This window comes from Pseudomonas sp. FP2338 (assembly GCF_030687515.1).
In the GTDB taxonomy this organism is placed as follows: domain Bacteria; phylum Pseudomonadota; class Gammaproteobacteria; order Pseudomonadales; family Pseudomonadaceae; genus Aquipseudomonas; species Aquipseudomonas salomonii.
This window is the reverse complement of the sequence record NZ_CP117436.1, coordinates 1,269,545-1,288,065: the sequence shown is the minus strand read 5'-3', so window position 1 is coordinate 1,288,065 and position 18,521 is coordinate 1,269,545. Positions and strand designations below refer to the sequence as shown.

General features: G+C 61.0%; 5 protein-coding genes. 4 read left to right on the top strand and 1 reads right to left on the bottom strand.

The window, feature by feature from the left end:
* Window positions 1-26: 26 nt before the first annotated feature.
* Window positions 27-3,119, top strand: a complete 3,093-nt coding sequence (locus tag PSH96_RS05635) for a biosynthetic peptidoglycan transglycosylase (protein WP_305458059.1) — start codon at window positions 27-29, stop codon at window positions 3,117-3,119.
* On the opposite strand, the gene PSH96_RS05630 is transcribed toward PSH96_RS05635, so the two are convergent.
* Entirely contained in the window at window positions 3,058-7,761 is a 4,704-nt protein-coding gene (locus tag PSH96_RS05630) for a hypothetical protein (RefSeq protein WP_305458057.1), read from the bottom strand. The genes PSH96_RS05635 and PSH96_RS05630 overlap by 62 nt on opposite strands.
* Window positions 7,762-7,896: 135 nt before the next feature.
* Between PSH96_RS05630 and PSH96_RS05625 the strand changes: the two genes are divergently transcribed.
* The 3 genes from PSH96_RS05625 to PSH96_RS05615 all read left to right on the top strand — a co-directional run bounded on the left by PSH96_RS05625 (window position 7,897) and on the right by PSH96_RS05615 (window position 18,239).
* A complete protein-coding gene (locus tag PSH96_RS05625) occupies window positions 7,897-12,954 on the top strand; it encodes a dermonecrotic toxin domain-containing protein (protein ID WP_305458055.1) in 5,058 nt (1,685 codons plus the stop codon).
* Between the two features lie 28 nt (window positions 12,955-12,982).
* Window positions 12,983-13,252: a hypothetical protein gene (locus PSH96_RS05620; protein WP_305458053.1), complete on the top strand. Its 270-nt coding sequence runs from the start codon at window positions 12,983-12,985 to the stop codon at window positions 13,250-13,252.
* A gap of 79 nt (window positions 13,253-13,331) precedes the next feature.
* Window positions 13,332-18,239, top strand: coding sequence for a hypothetical protein (locus tag PSH96_RS05615; protein ID WP_305458051.1), 4,908 nt, complete (start codon window positions 13,332-13,334; stop codon window positions 18,237-18,239).
* Window positions 18,240-18,521: the final 282 nt, after the last annotated feature.

The following is an 18,521-nucleotide window of genomic DNA, read 5'->3' as shown; positions in this document are numbered from 1 at the left end:
AATCTGCGTGCAGGGGTCAATCGACTATGGGCGCACTGTGGCAAACCGAATCGAGCAAGGCTGCGAAACTACACGGCAGTTCGGACCCAGCGCCTTTCCCCCAACATAAGCCCCGGCCCCGCTATGTGCGGCGCCTGTTCTGGTTGATCGTGCTGATGGCGCTGGTGGCCCTGGGGTTTGCCGCCGTCAAAGAGATGCGTACCTCCCAGCTGCAGGCCCGGGAGCTCAGCCGGCTGGCCCGCAGCCTCACCTACCAGGTCGAGCCCGGTCCCAGCGACGCAATCACCTACCCCGGCGCCGGCCCGTTCGACCGTCGTCTGGGTTACAGCGACCTCGACAGCTTCCTGCCGCGTTTGCTCAAGCGTGGTTATGTGATCCAGGCCCAGGCGCGTTTGTCTCCGGCGCTGATGGACTACAGCGCCAAGGGCCTGTTTGTGCCCTACGCGGAAAAAATCCAGGCGGGGCTTTCCATCACCGATTGTCGTGCGGTACCGCTCTACCAGTACAAGTATCCGCAACAACTGTATGAAAGCTTCGACGCCATCCCGTCCCTGGTGGTCAACAGCCTGCTGTTTGTCGAAAACCGCGACCTGCTCGACCCCGCCCAACCCCAGGCCAACCCCGCCGTGGACTGGCCGCGCTTTGCCAATGCCGCCTGGTCGCAACTCGCAAAGACCCTGCACCTGCCGGGTCAAAGTGCCGGTGGCAGCACCCTGGCCACCCAGCTGGAAAAGTACCGCCACTCCCCGGATGGCCTGACCGTCTCGGGCGCGGAAAAACTGCGGCAGATGTTTTCCGCCGCCGTGCGCGCCTACCGCGATGGGCCGCACACCTTGCTGGCGCGGCAGAATATCCTGCGCGACTACCTCAACAGCGTGCCGCTGTCGGCGGTGCCGGGTCACGGCGAAGTGCATGGCCTGGCGGAGGGACTGCGGGTGTGGTACGGCGCCGATTTCCAGCAGGTCAACCAGGCATTGGTCGGCCCGGTAAACGACGCACAAGGTTTGGCCTTGCGTCAGGTGTTGTCGCTGATCATTGCCCAGCGCCGCCCTTCTCACTACCTGGCCAAAGGGCGTGACGAACTGGCCCGACTGACCGACAGCCATCTTCGCCTGCTGGCCCGCGACAGCGTGATTACGCCAGCACTGTTGCAGGCGGCGCTGGCGGCCAAGCTCAACTACCGCGACTGGGTGCAACAACCCACGGTGCAGCCCGTGGAGACCAACAAAGGCATCAGCATGGCCCGCGCGCGCCTGGCCGCCCTGCTCGACCGGCCGCTCTACGACCTGGACCGTCTCGACCTCTCGGCCACAAGCACCCTGCAAGCCCCGTTGCAGGGCCAGGTCAGCGAGTACCTGATGCACCTTGCCGACCCCGACTACGCCCGCCAGGTCGGCCTGTTCGGCGAACGCCTGCTGACCCCGGCCAGCACCGCGCAGGTACGCTACAGCTTCACCCTGTTCGAGCTGACGCCGGACGGTTCACGGGTGCGGGTACAAACCGACAACACCGACCAGCCCTTCGACATCAACGAAGGCAGCAAACTGGAACTGGGCTCCACCGCCAAGCTGCGGGTGCTGACCACTTACCTGCAAATCATCGCCGAGTTGCACGACCAGTACGCCGCACAAGCGCCGGCAGCGCTGAAAAAACTCGACATCGCCGAGCAGGACCGCATCAGCCGCTGGGCCGTGGACTATCTGCTCCAGGCATCGGATAAATCCCTGGCCAAGATGCTCGACGCCGCTCTGGACCGCACCTACTCGGCCAACCCCAACGAAGGCTTTTTCACCGGCGGCGGCCTGCATCACTTCCATAACTTTCGCAACGAGGACAACCACCGCAGCCCGACCCTGCGCGACGCCCTGCGCGAGTCGATCAACCTGCCGTTCATTCGCCTGATGCGTGACCTGGTGCGCTTCAGCACCTATTCCGGCGCCAACAACAGCGCCCAACTGCTCAAGGACGACAGCGACCCGCGTCGCCAGGAATACCTGGCCGGTTTCGCCGACCGCGAGGGCACCACCTTCCTGCGCAAGTTCTGGAAGAAGTACCAGAAGAAAGACACCCAGGCGCGCCTCGACACCTTTCTCGATGGCCTGCGCCCCACGCCGATGCGCCTGGCCGCCGTACACCGTTACTTGCTGCCCAATGCCAGCCAAGCCAGCTTCAACCTGTTCGTACGCTCGCACCTGACCGGGGTTGGAACCCACGGGAAGCTCAGCGACGAACGCCTGCAAAAACTCTACAAGGATTACGGCCCCGGGGCCTATGACTTGCCCGACCAAGGCTATATCGCCAAGGCCCACCCGCTGGACCTATGGCTGGTGGGCTACCTGCTGAACCATCCGCAGGCCACCTTCAGCGAGGTGGTCAAGGCCAGTCGGTTCGAGCGCCAGGAGGTCTACAGCTGGCTGTTCAAGAGCCGCCACCAGAGCGCTCGCGACAGCCGCATCCGCACCATGCTCGAGGTTGAAGCCTTCCTCGATATTCACCAGCGCTGGCAGGCGGTGGGCTATCCGTTCGACCACCTGGTGCCTTCCCTGGCCACGGCAATCGGCAGCTCCGGCGATCGCCCGGCGGCACTGGCGGAGTTGATGGGGATCATCCTCAACGATGGGGTGCGCGAGCGGGTGGTGCGCATCGACAGCCTGCACTTTGCCGCCGGCACACCTTATGAAACCCAAGTGATCAACGATCCCGCCGCGGGCAAACGGGTGATGCCAGTAGAAGTGGCGCGAGCACTGCGCGGGGCCTTGTCCCAAGTCGTGGACGCTGGCACCGCCAAACGCGTGGCCGGCAGCTTTAAGCTGGACGACGGCACGCCGCTGGCCATGGGCGGCAAGACCGGCACCGGCGACAACCGCATTGAAGCCATCGGCGCTGGCGGGCGGGTGCTCAATTCCAAAGCGATCAACCGCACCGCCACCTTTGTGTTCTACATCGGCGAGCGCCACTTCGGCACACTCACCGCGTTCGTACCCGGCAGCTCAGCGCAAGGCTTCACGTTCACCTCGGCGCTGCCCGTGCAGGTGCTCAAAGGCATGGCACCGATGCTTATGCCGTACTTGACGCCTGGGAACCAGACGCAGTGTCAGCCGGTAACTGATCCGCGCTGAAAAACAGCCGTCGGGCAAAATCCCGCGTAATCGTCGCCCGGTCAATGTCCAGGGTCTGGCGCACACGCCCGGTCTGGCCGGTGCGCATACGTGCGAACGCCTGGGCCTCCACCCGCGCCTGGGCCTGTCGCCCCAGGCGCTCCTGCTCAGGGCTCTTGATGTGACCATTGCCCTCGTAAAAATCATCCGGCCCTTGGGGCCTTTTGTAGTGAAAATGGGCATAGCACAAAGCCCGGTCGGTATTCTCTGCGTCAACGACCACATACACCTGCAGGTAATCATCGACGGTGTCCTTGAGCAGCACGCGCGCACCCTTGCGGTAGATCAGCACTTCATCGTGGCGCTTGAGAAAGTCGATGTGGTTCTGGGTAGTGGGCCGCAGCCGGGTCGCCTTAATTCGTGCGGCCAGCCCGGCGGCCTTCAACCGGTCCACTGCAAGCAGCAAATCACGCTTGATCGTTATTGCCATGTCTCGCTGCCTGGCCGCCAATCGGACGCTTTCCGTACCGCTGAGCCTGCGGGCAATGGCTTCGGCGATCCACTGACGGGTATTGGCCTCTGCCTCAAGCATGTATTCCAAGGAAGACGGATCGTTGGCACGCTGAATCAGGACTTCGACATTCCGGATCGCTCGAGGCTCATCACCCAGCAACGCCTTGCCCTTATTGAGCAAGTGCCCCAACTGCGCATCAGGCTTGAGAGCGGGTTTCACAGGCTCCCATACCCCGTCAGCCGCCTCGGTGAACGCACCAATCACCTCGCTATCGGCCTGCAGCTCTGCGGTAGCCGGGCCCTGCGCCGTGGCTTCAGTGACCTGCGCCACATACATATCGCGATTGCGCGTACGAATGATTTTTTTGCGTCGCCTCCCTGGGGGCGCGGGGGTTGGAACAGCGGGCTGCTCTGCCTGTGGTTCAGGTTGCAAGAGGTCAGCCAGATCCTTTTCGACCTGTTGGTGCAGGCTGGAAAGCAGCTCTTGCAGTTTTGTCAGGTACTCCAGGTCGAACCTGTCAGGCTCCATGACGCGCCAGAACTCAATTTGGTCGTCGGTTTGCGCGTAGATGTGATCAATATTTTTCAGCAGCTCAATACGTTCCGCAGGCGTCGCCTGCAACTGCGGCAAATCCGCCAGGGACCGCGTGGCGCGGCGCGCACGTTGAATGGTTTCATCGACACAGTGGAAAAAATCATCGCCGAGCACGACCCCGGTAATATCGATGGCAATGCCCCACAACGTCGTCAGTTGCAAGGATTGCAGATCCCGTATCGAAGGACGCTGGGTTAGTGTCAAGCCCTGGGCTTTATCCCGTCCCAAGGGGAGAATCTGACTCATCTCATCCAAGTACCCGGCCTCCACGGTTCGCCACTGGATGACGCTTGCCTGAACATCCGCCAAGTTACGCATGATCGGACCCAGCTCGGCGCGATCGCGACGATTTATATCTGATTCGGCCTCCTCTTCACTTTCCTCGCTCAGGCGGTCCAGCAGCGGCCTGATCCTGGCAGTGAGGGCCTCGATTTGTCGTCGCGCCTGTGCACTCATCGATTGTGCGGTAAGAATCACCGACTCCAGCACCTCACAGAGTTCTTCCTGGTAGTGGGGACGAGGGCCATATTCGCGCAATCGCTTGAGCGCCTGCAGTTCCAACTGGGCGTAAGTGAACTTGTCGGTCATTTGCGCGACATAACTTTGCCGGGCTCGGTCTCGCTGTGGCTCGGTAATCTGCCCGGCAGGCTTTTGTCTCAACGTGTACGCCAGCTCCATCGCTGCGTGGGCCCTGGCACGGGCGGCCTTGGCCCATTCATAGTTAGTCTTGGTCGTCGCGAGGTTGGACGGCTGCGCTTGCCGTGCACGCTCATTCGCCTCATCGGCATTGCCGCCCGGCAAACGTGGGCGCAGGTCAAAATCCCATCGCCCCTGGCCCAAGTGCCTGAGCCAAGGCCCCTGGGTGGCGCCATCAGCGCTGATGACCCGGACCAGGCCCTGCTTGACTTGCACCCGATACACCGCCCCCCGAACCAGTGCCTGCCATTGCTGGGGAACCTTGGATGTATCGCGCAACAAACCCTGCGCAGGACCACTGGGGTCGGCATTTTCCAGGCTGTCAGGCCAAGGCTTGGAGAGCACCTTCAAGCGCAATGGTTCGATCAACGCCAGCTGTTGTGCCGTCAGCACCTCCCGAGCATTAGCCCAGCGAGTAGGAGGGGAAAACGTCGTAGGCGCGGGAATCTGCTTGAGCGGCACCGCCACGTACTCGACATGCGCCGGTTCAATACGTGCCAAAGGTGCAAACACCGGGTGCTCCAGCTCCAGCGGGTGGTGGGCATCCTGGGGCGTGGCCTGGTGGGCGACGATCGCCATCAAGTTCGCCAGCATGTCCGTAAGGGCTACGCTCCTCGTTTGCCCCTCGGTACTCTGCAGCCCTTCAATGTCACGCTGCATACTGTCGACCATTTGAATCAGCCAACCGCCCAGGGCCAGCGGCCCGTTGAACAACGGCAGCAAAGCCCCGAACAGCAACCAGCCGGCATTCTTAAGGCTGGCCCAACGCTGCTCGGCATTAGCCACCGATTGGCGATCCGCCAAAGCCACCAAGGCATTGGCGGTAGCATTGAACACTTGGTATGCCGGGTCCGTGGCCGCCACCTGCTTGCTCAGTTGTGCCGGCGCCGGCCGGTCATACACAATGAATTCATTACCCAGCAGAAAGTGGCGGATATGCGGCTCATGAAAACCATTGTTGGCATAGACCGCCCGGCGCGCCGGTGCGATCCAGGTCAGCACGTCGTCCTGCAAAACGCCGGGGGTCTTGATCGCCGTGAACAGGGCTTCCAGCGACTCATACTCCTGCAACATCGGGCTGAACAATGGCCGGTACAACAGGTGCGGCCCGCTCTGCCCCTGCTGCGGGCCGATGACGAACATGTTGGCGACCACATCCGGGGCGGCGTCTGCCGTGGCCTTGAACGCCAGCGGCCACAGCGCGAAAGCCTGGCCGCCAACCTTGCGTTCGGTCGCACTCGCTTGCAGGGCGGCTTGTACCCGCTGGAAACCGCTGAGGGTCAAGCCGTGCTCACCCTTGACTTTCGACTCCAGCGCGAACATCGGCAGCTGCACCCGCAATTGCCGGCTGAACTGTTGCCGACGGCGCGCAGCCTCGGCAGCATCGTCAATCAGCTTTTTCTTCAGCAGGGCGGGGTAGGTCTGCCCCACATCAGCCTCATCCACACACTGTTTGACCACGGCGTAAGTCAGCCATGGCGGTGCCGTTGCCCCCTTGAGCGTGATGTGTTTGGCGGTGTGCGGGAAACCAGCAAGGTTTTCCAGGGCCAGCTCAGTCAGCGTCACGGTGACAGGATCGACCTCCCCGGCAATGAACCCACCGGGTATCGGGACCGGCGCAGCGATCACACGATCAAAGGTCAGTGACACCTCACCCGGCTTGATGTTCTTCGCCCTGGGCAACGCCTTCAGGCAGTGCTGCAACTGGCCGTCGGCATACTCGGCTATCGACTCGATGCCCTCGAGAAAATGCGCTGCACCCGCTTCATGCTGGGCCAACACCCACTGCTGCAACAGGCGAGCGTAAGCGATGCTGTCCTCGCTGTCGGCGTGGGCCAGCCACAACGGCATGACCTCGCGTAGGCGCTGCTGGCGCTTGCTCAGTTCGCTGACAAACCAACGACGCGGAGTAATAATGTAATCGAGCAACGCCTGACATTCCTGGGCTGTTCGCGGCACGTTACGCTCAATGCTATCGATCTCCAGCAATTGGCGAGCCAGATAGCTCAGCGCCAGGGCATCAAACGGATCACCCTGAGCCTCCTGAATGAACCAGTGCTCAGCCGCACCATTCAGCACCGGGCTGACGTAGGCCGGTAACAGCGCGCCGATATCCTCCAGGCTATTGAGTTCGTGGATGCCGCTCGACGGGCTGAACAGCAGGTTTTCCGAGGCATGACTGAGCACCAGCAGTGGCAACATCTGCGCCTGATCGGCTGCCTGTCCCACGCCTTGCAGGTGCACGGTCCGCACCCGCAAAGGGCCGCCATGCAGGCTCCATTGCGGGTCCGGTCGCAGGGGGCGCAAAAGGGTCTTGGGGAACAGCGCGGCAAAACGCTCTTGGTTCATGCCAGGAGGTTTTGGTGAATCGTAGAGCAATTCCAACAGATGATCGGACAGGTACGCCCAGAGGGTCATGTTGATCGGCAAAGGTTCACTCCACCAGGCTTGCAAACGGTTGGCAAACGACTTCAGGAGCACGGCGCCGCATTCGTTGATCAGTGTCTCCAGCGCGTCGAGGGGCGGCCCACCTGGGACATACACCTCGAGAACGCGCTGGAACACGACCTGATAATCCTCGATCAGCAACGTTGGCCTGGCCCGGGCCAAGCGTTGTACCACCAGCTCGGGCAAGGAGGCGTAACTGTAAGACGGCGATGCATGGCCACCGTCAGCGCCGGGGGTGGCGATATGGATCAGGCCGGCCGTCCATTTTTGTGCCACAAAATGCTGCTCCACATAGGCCTGGGCAACTTCTTGCGCCACCGATTGCAGCGACGGAGGATGGTTGAACAGGGTCTCGATTTGCTCGATATGCGCTTGGCGCGTGGAAGTTGAGCTTGGCTCGGAAGACGTCATGACAAGGCTTCTCAGTGAGATAGATCCCTCGACGCTACAGGCTGCCCGACGTTCGGTGTCGATAGACAATTACTGCCAGGCAAGTCCCTGCCAAAGCCTAGGCTGAATGCCCGATTTGCCACAGAAAAACACGCCATGTCCGCCATTACCCCCTCCCCCCAAGAAGATAAAGGCCAACACTACGAACTCATTCGGGATGCGTTGCCCGATTGGGTCAAAACCCTGTCAATGTCACGTATCGGCGCCTTGAAATCCAGCCGCAAAATCATTCCGCCCTGGTATGCAAGTGCGACGCCCGACCAGCACCAGCGACTGAAAACCGCCGTTGCCGAACACTGGAAGACCCAAACCCTCGTTGACCGGAAACTGGCCCCGATCACCGACCTCAAGGGCTTCGCCGAGCCCTTGCTGAAAGCCGCATTGCAGCAGCAATACAACCTCGATGTGGATGTACGCAACACTTGGCTGCGACTCTATGCCCCGGTCAGGAACCTGAGCGATGGTGTGCAAAGCCGCACGGTCTCGCTGCTGGACGCGGCGTTGCACAACTTCGCCGATACCGAGACGTTCACCGCCGACTCGCGGTTCATCAGCCGCCCCGACGCCTTGGGCCATTTCAACGTCTTGCCACTGAACCGAAAACTGTCGATCCAGCAGTTCAAAACCCTGGTGCGAAGTCTCGACATCGGCGCCCAGTACCAGGTGCACCTTGAGCTTTACCTGGGCCGTACCCAACCGGTGGTGCAAGGCGTGCTGCGCGCCCGTGTCACCCGCAACCAAGTGGAGGCCCTCAAGGTTGCGGCGCAGATGGCACTGATGAAAAACGATATCGGGCTGGCGGACGAGCGCCTGATCGCTGCTCTGATTGCCGGCCACCCAAGCCTGACGCTCGACGGTAACGCCGCGTACTGCCATGACCTGAGCCTGATGGACGCCACCCTGGTCGGTGTTGTACTGATCGCCGCAGACCTGGAACACAGCCGCGAGGCACTACCCGTCATCGCTTATGTACCGGATGACCCAGACCACCCGCTCAAGCGCTATGCGTCGACAGTCGAATTCATGAAGGAGCTGACACGGCAATTGCGACAACCCGACTATCAACAATTTTTCAGTCGGTTTGTCGAGCATCAGTACCAGGGGCATTTTTTCAGCCAGTTGGGACTGCGCCTGAGCCGAGTGAAATGGCACCGCTATGTACTCGGCGACCCTCGCCCGACGTGGCGGGAAACCACGCTCGACAATCCCGAGCTGCAGTTCGACGTGAACCGTATCCGAACGCCGCTGTGGGAGCATGTGTTCCAGCAAAAACTCAACAAAATGCTCAATGATGCCCGTGAACTGGCCGTGTCCACCGCCTACGCCGACCGCATGGCGCGCTGGGCCTGGTGGGATAACCTGGAAAAAATCTTCTCGGACATTCTCAACCTGGCGTTGCTGGTCGTGACCCCGTTCGTGCCTTTCCTGGGCGAATTGATGCTGGCCTATACCGCTTATCAACTCGCCGATGAAGTGTGTGAAGGCCTGTTGGATTGGGCTGAAGGCCTGGGTATAGAAGCCATCGAACACGTGGTCGAGGTGACGGAAAACGTACTGCAACTGATCGCAGGCGGCGCTGCCGGGAAACTGGTTCACCTCAAGCTGTCACCCTTTGTCGAGGGGTTGAAGCCTGTCACCCTGGCCGATGGCAAACAGCGTTTATGGCATGCGGACCTGAACCCTTACGAACAACAAGCCGTAGCCCTGCCACCGGAGTCGCAATCCGACGCCCAGGGTTTTCATCAACACGCAGGCAAGAAAATCCTGCGTCTTGAAAACAGGCACTACGAAGTCAGCCAGGCCGCCGACACCGACCGGCACCGCATCATCCATCCACGACGCGCTCATGCCTATCGCCCTGAGGTGTTGCTTAACGGCCACGGTGCCGTCGTGCTGGAGGGCGAGGAACCCAGGGCCTGGGACGATTCGCAACTGTTGCGGCGCTTGAACCCGACAACCGCCACCTGGTCGCAAGATCGCCTGCAACAGGTATGCGATATCAGTGGTACCGAACCCGGCGCGCTGAGGCATATGTACGCCGAAAACCTGGCACCGCCACCGCTGCTGGCCGACACTCTGGATCGCTTCAAACTCAGGCAACACATCGACACGCTCAGCGAGCCGTCCGCCGTCGGCGGTGAAGCCGCCTACTGGTCGGCCGACATGCTCACGCGAATGGATGGCTGGCCCAGCGGCAAAGCCATCGCCGTGTACGAGGCGTCCGACATGAGCGGTGAGGCGATCCAACATGGCGCCACACAGGCATCACCGCAGTCAACGTTGACCATCAGCCGCGAAGACCTGGCGGCCGGGCAACTGCCCCAGCGGGTCGTGGGGTTCCTGGACGACACCGAACTCGGCGCCGTGGTCGGCAAGCCATTGCCCGCCGACCGCAGCGCGCGAGCGCAGGTACTGCGTGAACAACTGAGCCGCTATGTGGCATCGCGCAAGGACGACATCTTCGAGCATCTGTACAGCTTCCAGCACCAGTCAAATACGGCCCATGGGTTACTGCTGCAACAGCAATTCCCCAATCTGCCCGACAGGCTGGCCCGGGCGATACTGACCCAGGCCCGTCCCGTTGAAGTGCAGTTCATGAACAAAGAGGGTCGCCTGCCGTTGCGCCTCAAACATCAGGGCAGGGAGCTGCAGTTCGAAGCACGCGCCACCCACGCCTATGAAGGGTTTTACCAGGACGACGCCCCCACGCCCGACACCGAACGGCTGCTACTCAATGCCCTGAAAAAACACCGCAGGGCCTTCGGCGACCAGCGCCTGAGCATCCGCGAGCAACAGCCCAACGGACAATTGCGCAGCCATGTCGGCCCGGACAACGCCACAACCGTTACGCTGTTGATACGCACGGCGCCAGGGCGATATGCCCACCACGGCTCTGGCCTGGATACCACTTGGGACCTGTATGAAGCCGTGCTGCACGCCCTGCCCCATGACCCCCTCGGCTTTGCGCCAGGCGAAGGCCAAGCGTTGCGCCAATGGCTCCAGGAAACCCTGCGCGCCCCCGCCGAACGCCGCGCCGTGTTGGCTGAGGAGCCGATCCTGCCTGTCGTGTCCACCGAGGTCTGGTGCATGCGAACCCCCGTATTCAGCGCCCTGCGCCAAAGGCTTGGGCGCGCCAGTGTTGAAGAGCGGCTCAAGAAGCTTTATCCGACGCTGGCCGAAGAAGACGTGATGGACTATGCCCGGGCCCTGAATTCGACCGACGCAAAGCACCTGCTACGCGAGCTTGAAACACAGAAAAAAAACCTTCTCAAGGCACTGGAAAGTTGGCAAAAACTCCCCGCTGCGGGCAGCCAGCAACTGCGTCCGGCGCTCACGGAGCAGTTATTCAGGAGACGGCTGAGCACACTGATACGCGAAAGCTGGGAGCGATCGCCCAAGGGCTACGAAACGGGTTTCGGCACCCGGCAGCCTGGCAGCACACTGGACCTGCGCGGTGAAACCATTTACGGCTTTATGCAGAATTTCCCTCAACTGGCCACCCCGTTGGAACACATCACCAGCCTCAATCTGACAGGCACCGATTTTACTGACGCCGACAGCCCGTTCCTGCACAACTTTCCCAACCTGCGCAACCTGGATATCACCCACAATGGCCTGAGCGCCTTGCCCGAGGCCGTCAAGGGCATGCGTCGTCTCACGCATCTGGGCCTGGCCGAAAACCCGATTCGCTGGAATACGCAGAACCTGGGTCACCTCAAGCACTTGAACCATCTCAAAGTGCTGAACCTCTCGCATAACCAGCACCTGCTCACATCGCCGGACATCAGCCGCATGCCGCAGCTGCACAGGCTGGTGCTCAATAACACCCCGCTCAGAGCATGGCCTGCGGGTCTGTTCGAGTTGCCCCGCCCGCCAGACTTCGACCTGCAACTGCTGAACACCGCCGTCACCCAGGTGCCCATCGTCGAGCCTGGCTCCCCTTCTGCGCAGCTGGTGGCACGCGCACGCCTGGACCGCAACAAGCTTGACAGGGACGCCGAGGACCGGATGGTCGACTATCGCCGTACCGCTGGCCTTGACCCTTATCGCACCTATCCGCCGAGAGGCGAGCAGGACAGTCAATTCTGGCTCGGCCATCTGACGGACGATTTGCGCCAGGAGTGGCAGAAAATCTGGGATGAACTTGAGCAGCAACACGGCTCACAGGGTTTTTTCGAGATCATCGCAAGCCAGCGACAACCACTCCCAGAGATCGTCCATGATCCGGCTGACCTGCTACGTTATCGGCGCAACCTCAGGCAGTTACGCACCAATGTGTTGCGCCTGCTGATGGCTGCCGACAGTGACGAGCCAACCCGCAACGCATTGTTCAATCTCTCCACCGCGCCGATCTCGTGCGCCGATGCCGGTGCCCAGGTATTCAACGCCATGGGCATCGAAACCCTGAAGCTGGAGGCCTCGCGCGAACCGACCCGACAGGCGCAAACCAACGCGCTGGTGCTGCTGGCCAAACAAAAGGCGCGGCTGGACAAGATCAATCTGATCGCCAAGAGAGATATCCAGACACGCCTCACCGCACCCACCGTTAACGAGGACGGGAGTGAAGGCCCACCCTTGCGACTGACCACCAATGTCGTCAACGGCGTAACGGGCACCCTCGACGAGGTCGAGGTGTACGCCGCCTACCAGACCGGCCTGAAGGCGCGCCTGGATCTGCCCTGGCTGGCGGATCACATGCTCTACCGCGATTGCGGCCCACTCCAGCCCAGGCAACTGGTCAACGCCTACAACAAGGTGATCGAGGATGAACAGGGTGACGGGTTGGTGGAGCAAATGCTCAAGCAGCCTTTCTGGAGCGACTACTTGCTCGAGATTCATCCCGATAAGTACGCAAACATCCAATGCCAGCATCAACAGGCCAGTGAAGCCATCGATGACTTGCGCCAGGCTCAAAACGCCTGGGCCGCCAATGAGCAACTGCCACCGGAGCAGAAAAACCCGACCACCAGCGCTCAACTCAGGCAACGCCTGGTCGACCTGGCAGACGCGCTATCTGTGGCGCATAACCAAGTTTTGACCGGCGCTCCCATGAGCGAGGAGCTGTACCTGAGCCTGTTTCTCAACAGCTTCTACGACGAACAGGAACTGGGCCGCCGCCTGACCCGCGAGGCTATGGTTGCCGCCGGGCTTTAACCCTCCCTTGTCAGCCCAATCGAGCCCCATGCTGATGATTCCCTCCATCAGCATGAGGACAATGCCAATGAGCATATCGAACACACCAGCAGCATCACCGACATTTGACGAAATACGTACCCACCTGCTTGAAATCGACCCGGGCCTGCGCACGCAAACCCTGGAGCCTGTGGTAATACCTGCCGAACTGCTTGCGCTGGAAACGGTGAACACCAAGGGCCCTTGCCACAGGCCGTACGTCAGCGGTAAGAGCGATGTAGTGGTTATGTATGCCGGTCTCTGCCGCGCGGATCATTAGTGTGGGCAATCGCGTGTGGTGCCCTCACGACCGATACCGGCCTGCACGAATAACCCTATCGCTCAAGGAGACCCACGTTATGCCTTCACAACCGCTCGCTTCTGTCGAGGACCTGCTACGCAAGTTGTCGGTATGTACTACCGCCATCGAGCATCTGCTGGATGCCCAACCGGATATCACTACCGTGATGGCTGCCCAATTGCGTCAAGCATTGGCGCTGCTTGTACCCGCCGCCCCGCCGAATCCCGATGCGGTTTTTCTCAACGAGTATGCCTACGACAGCCCGTCGACCGATCCCCAAGACAGCGCCGCGCCGATACCGCGCCTTACCCGCACACGCAACCTGACCCAGGTACTGCAGGAGGCTATCGCCACCCGAAAAGTACCTACCGAGCTTGCCAAAGAGCCTCATACTGGCACCGTCCACCAGGCAGTGGGTTTTTACGCACAAGCTTATAGTGTCGGCCGCGGCGGCGAAATCACAGCACTTGAGGTCGCGCCCTTCAACTGGTTGATCAACGCTCTGCAACACGACAGCCTGGCGTTGTACTCGCGCAGTCTGGAGACGTTCTGGTCGTCACCCCATGCCAGCACCGGCGCCCTGAGCGTCCTGGAAGCCGTGAGCCAACAGCAACGGATGGTATTGGCGCTCGAGGCGGACCTGCAACTGCACGATGCCCGGCAACAGGTCGCACAAGCCGAACATGACCTGGCGCAAAAGCCCGCGGATACTCAGGCTCAAACAGCCGTCGCCACGGCCAAGGCACACTTGAAGGTACTGACCGAAGGCCGACAACTGATCGAGAACCTGGTGCTGCATGAAACCTCGGGCCAGGCCACGCCACCGCAGGCAGTCGGTATCACGCTTTCCTCGCGAGACCAACCTGAGTGGTCTGCAGCCCTCAACGGCTGCTTCGTGCTCACCGAGCGCTTGCACAGGAGCCGGCCGGCAGTCCTGTATACCCCGCAATTTGGCGTTGAGACATTCGAACACTTCACCACCATGGAGAACACCTTGCGCCGACGCTTGGTCAGCGGTAGCGAGAAAATCCTGCTGCTCACCAACGTCGCACTCAGCGAGCGATCCCGTGCCGACGGCGTGCTGAGAGGCGGGCAAAACCTGGGCTATACCCCGATCACCGGGCATGTATTGAGTACGTGCCTGCGGGCCCGTCTGGACCAGCAAGAAGCCGATATTGTCCAGACCTTTAGCGCGTCCCACACCACGTTCGAGGCCTTGGCGACAGCACTGCGCACCCCCCTCGCATTACCGCTCAAGGGCAGCCCCGGCTTGCTGGCCCGGCGGCCTGTACCGGTCGAGCCGTCCCTGAGCCTGCACACCTCACCGGACACTGAACAGCAGACCCAGCTGTTACAACTCTGGGCCTCCCTCAACCAGCAGATCGATGGCGTGCTGGACCTGCAAAAATACCCGTCGCTGGAGGGCGCCCTGAGCGCTCTGCTCAAGGACAGCTTCCCGCAATTGCCCGCCGAAATCGGGCTGAGCAGCCTGTATGTCAACCGCTACCGCATCGACAGTAACGGCCGGCGTCAGTTTGAATCCTCGCGAACCTTGCCGCAGGCGCTTTGCGCTTTATTGCGTTGGGATGAAACCGATGAAGATGAAGATGAGGATCAAACAGCGCCGGCAGACAGCGTCGTAACCGCCGACACCTTTGCTGAAAGTGTCTTCAGCAGCCCCACAGCCTTCAACGAAACCGACCAGATGACGCAGAACGGCACACTGCTGGGTCTGGCTGAAGCCCTGCAAGCCCAATTGGCCGCGCAAATCACGACTTACTGGCATACCCCCCTGACGCCTGAGCTGTCCTGCCCGCAAGTGCGGCTGATAGATCTGCACCGTCAAGCTCTGGACGTGCAGGCACGCCTGCGCGTGGCCGACAATACGCTGAGCCCGCAGGCCAAACTGCTGATTGACCGCGTACTGCACTATCCCACCCAGGCCCGGCGGGAAGCCGCCTTCAGCCATGGCGCCCGCCCCGGCGTCTATCAACTGACGGTAGACACAGGGAGCGCAGAAGGCGCGCGCCTGGCCGGCAGCTTTGTGCTGACCGCCAGTGACGGCTCCAACACCACCCGCCCCCACTGGACATACGGGCACAAAAACCTCAGCACCGCCAGCCGCATCACAGGCCCGGTAGTGGTGTTCACCCCGGATCAGGGCTTTGAAGAATGTACGTCCCTGCAAACCCTGCACGACACGTTAAAAGCCCGTATCGATGCCGACGAGGCCCCCGGCAAGTTGCTCGCCGTCGGCTTACCGCTGTCGGTGCAGAATACAAAAACCGGGCTGTGGGGCAGCGACCTGCGCAACACGTTCATGCCGATCCAGGACGACTTTGTGGCCAACAGCATTCAGGCGCTGCTGGATAAACAGCAGTCTGACATCGAGACCCTGCTGGGCCTCTGCGATGATGAACTCGACCCGCAAAGCAATGGGCGCTCACAACTGGTCGAGCTGTTGGATATGGCTGGCCCACTCATCGCGCGCAACCAACTGTTGCTGGAGCATTGGCGCCCGGACTGGGAAAAACGCTTGAGCCCGTCAGACCAGAAGGCCCTGCAAGACCAGGCCCGGGTCGCCGACGAAAAACAGGACGAATTGGCCAAGCAATGGAAAGCGCTTGTTCCCCCATTGGGCGAATACGCCAAGCAACAGGTGCTGCCGAAGATACGCGCCTTTTTGCAGGAGCAAGACTCCAATGGCAAGGCCAGGGCAGATTACCCCGCGCAGGGCATTGACCCGGACAAGATCCAGGTCATCCGCACGACAAGAACCCGCACGGCTTACGGCGCCGGTTTCGGCTCCCAGCATGAAGGCGTCAAGCAAACTCGCACAAGCCTGACCAACCTGCTGCTGACCAATAACAAGCCATGGCAGAAGGGCCTCAACTGGACCGAGGACGATCTGCTGGAGGCCACGTTGATCAATGCACAAGGTGGATGGGTGCGCGATACCCAAGGCAAAGCCATCGTCGTAGACCAGGAACGCCTTGAGCAGTGGGTCACCGAGCTGAATATCGGGCACCGATACACCGAGGATGTGCTCAAAAAATATCTCGCCCCAGAGGCCACGGCGACCGAAGCCCAGGCCCTGAAAAACGCCTGGATAGCCAGCCAGGCGTCCGCGCTGGACTACGCAGCCCTGTCTGCGCGATTGAGCCCTGATGCCTACAGCCCAGCAATGACCAGCGACAACAGCCAAAAGAAAGCGGCCGCCTGGATGGCGGCGGTCCTGGCGTCGCCAGACCCCGCGACGCGCCAACCGGTTGACGGGCAATCGGTGATCGCCAGTGCCATGCTGTTCAATCCGACCAGTGAAGGCCGCGGCGGGCAGGCCGTGAACGGGGCGCTGATCGTTTCCACCGCCATCGATGAAAGAGTGGCCCTGTATACCCCGCAGGCGCCAGATGGCCTGGACCTCAGGGAAATCACCAGCGAGGACGAAATGTTCAAGCTGATGCGCTCTTCGGCCTGGCAGACTTATCTGCAAACACGCCTGCCGGCCAATACGCGCTTGCTCAATCTTGGCCTGGCCGCGCACTCAGGGGATTTACTGGCCGGGATGTACCGGCAGCACTACCTGCATCTGCTGGACAAAACAGATACTGAAAGCGTGACCAACGAAGAACTGAACTACCAGTCCACAAAAAACAAGGTGTTGTTCGGCATTGAAGTGGTGATGACCGTACTGGGTGGCTTCCCCTGGGCCGGGACCCTTGTCACTTCAACCTTTGGATGGCTGGGCAGGATCGCTCGCACCACGGCGCACACCTTGCGCGGCCTGGGGCGGAACGTGGTGGGGTTAGTGGTACGTCGCACGTTGGAAGGACGGGTCCTGTTCGAGGTCGCGACGGCATCCACCCTGGTCGCGGGGGTGACGCGCACCGCCGGGGTCAGCATCAAGCCGCTGCAGATGCTGCTCAGGCCAGCGAAGGACGCGCCCTTGCATACACTGACGGCCTACGAGAGAGCGTTCCGACGGGAAAGCGTCAACCTGCTGTTCAAAGGCCCAATCCCTGCCAATTCATCCCTGTCCGAAGGAGCAGGCATTTACCAGACTTCCGGTCCGTCCCCAGCCTATCTGGTACGCGGCACGGACGTAGCGGGCAAGGAGCGGGTGTTCAGAGTTCAGGGGCCGTTCAATCTCTCCCAGCCCGAGGCAATGGTCGTGCCCCTGCTTACCCCGACCGGAGGCTTCACTCCGTTCAAGCTGCGGGGGCTACCGAATAAACAATGGGTACTGGACACAACCCAGGCTTTGCGAGGCGGAGGGCCAAAACCCGACAGTAATATCACCCTGGCGCTTAGAGACTGGGAGACACATGTCTCAACGGTGCGAGCACTCAACCCACAGGCACCGCTGGCCCCCAAGACCTTTTTTACCCGGCTCGGTATCCCGGTCAAAACGTGGAACAAATACGTCAGGCAAGGCGGCGAAATAAACGCGGCCGGGTTGTTAAAACTCAACCCTGGGCAAGGGCATGCGCAGTTTACGGACGATCTTTTCAAGACATGGCTCGGGCTCGGTGATGAAACCAGGGCAGCCGCCGCGGCATTTATGCAAACACACCGCCTCAACCCGACGGTATGGGGCAGGTATGTGTCAAAGCACGGCAAGTTGACCGAGGTAGGCCTTACCCGATCATTAAGGCTGTCTATACGTCCATCGGGTGCGCGCGGCAAGATCACCGACCAACATCTGCTGGACTGGGACAGGTTGTACCTTCGACCGCAAACACCAAGAACAACACCTGTCACAAAAATGGAAGTGGCGAAGTACGCTGTTGATAACAACATTCACCTCGATTCCTGGCTGAAATACGTGTCACCCAATGGCGGCGCCTTCCACAGGAACAATCCCCATCATGCAGCACGTCTTGAGCGACTGGGGCTCACTACTGCGCCGCCACAAACCAGCGCTTGGGACTTGTCACAACCAGGCCCCTCCCTGCCCCCCACCTGAATCGCCCCGTAGGCGCGAGTGCCCTATCCGTATGCCGGCACTTCTCGACTCTGCGTAATGTTTAAAACTCAGCCGCCACCCGGTCCAAGTACCGGGTGGCCCCGTGAGCATTCATTTTAAAGGCCACAACACTATGTTATTCGAATCACCCTACCAACACGCTGCGGACCACGCAGAAAAGGGTACGATCAGTGGTTGCGAGACCTGACTCGCAAAGCACTGAAGCGGGCCAGGGGGCGTAAAAACCGGACGTGACGGCGTCATACCAGGCAGGCAAAAGCA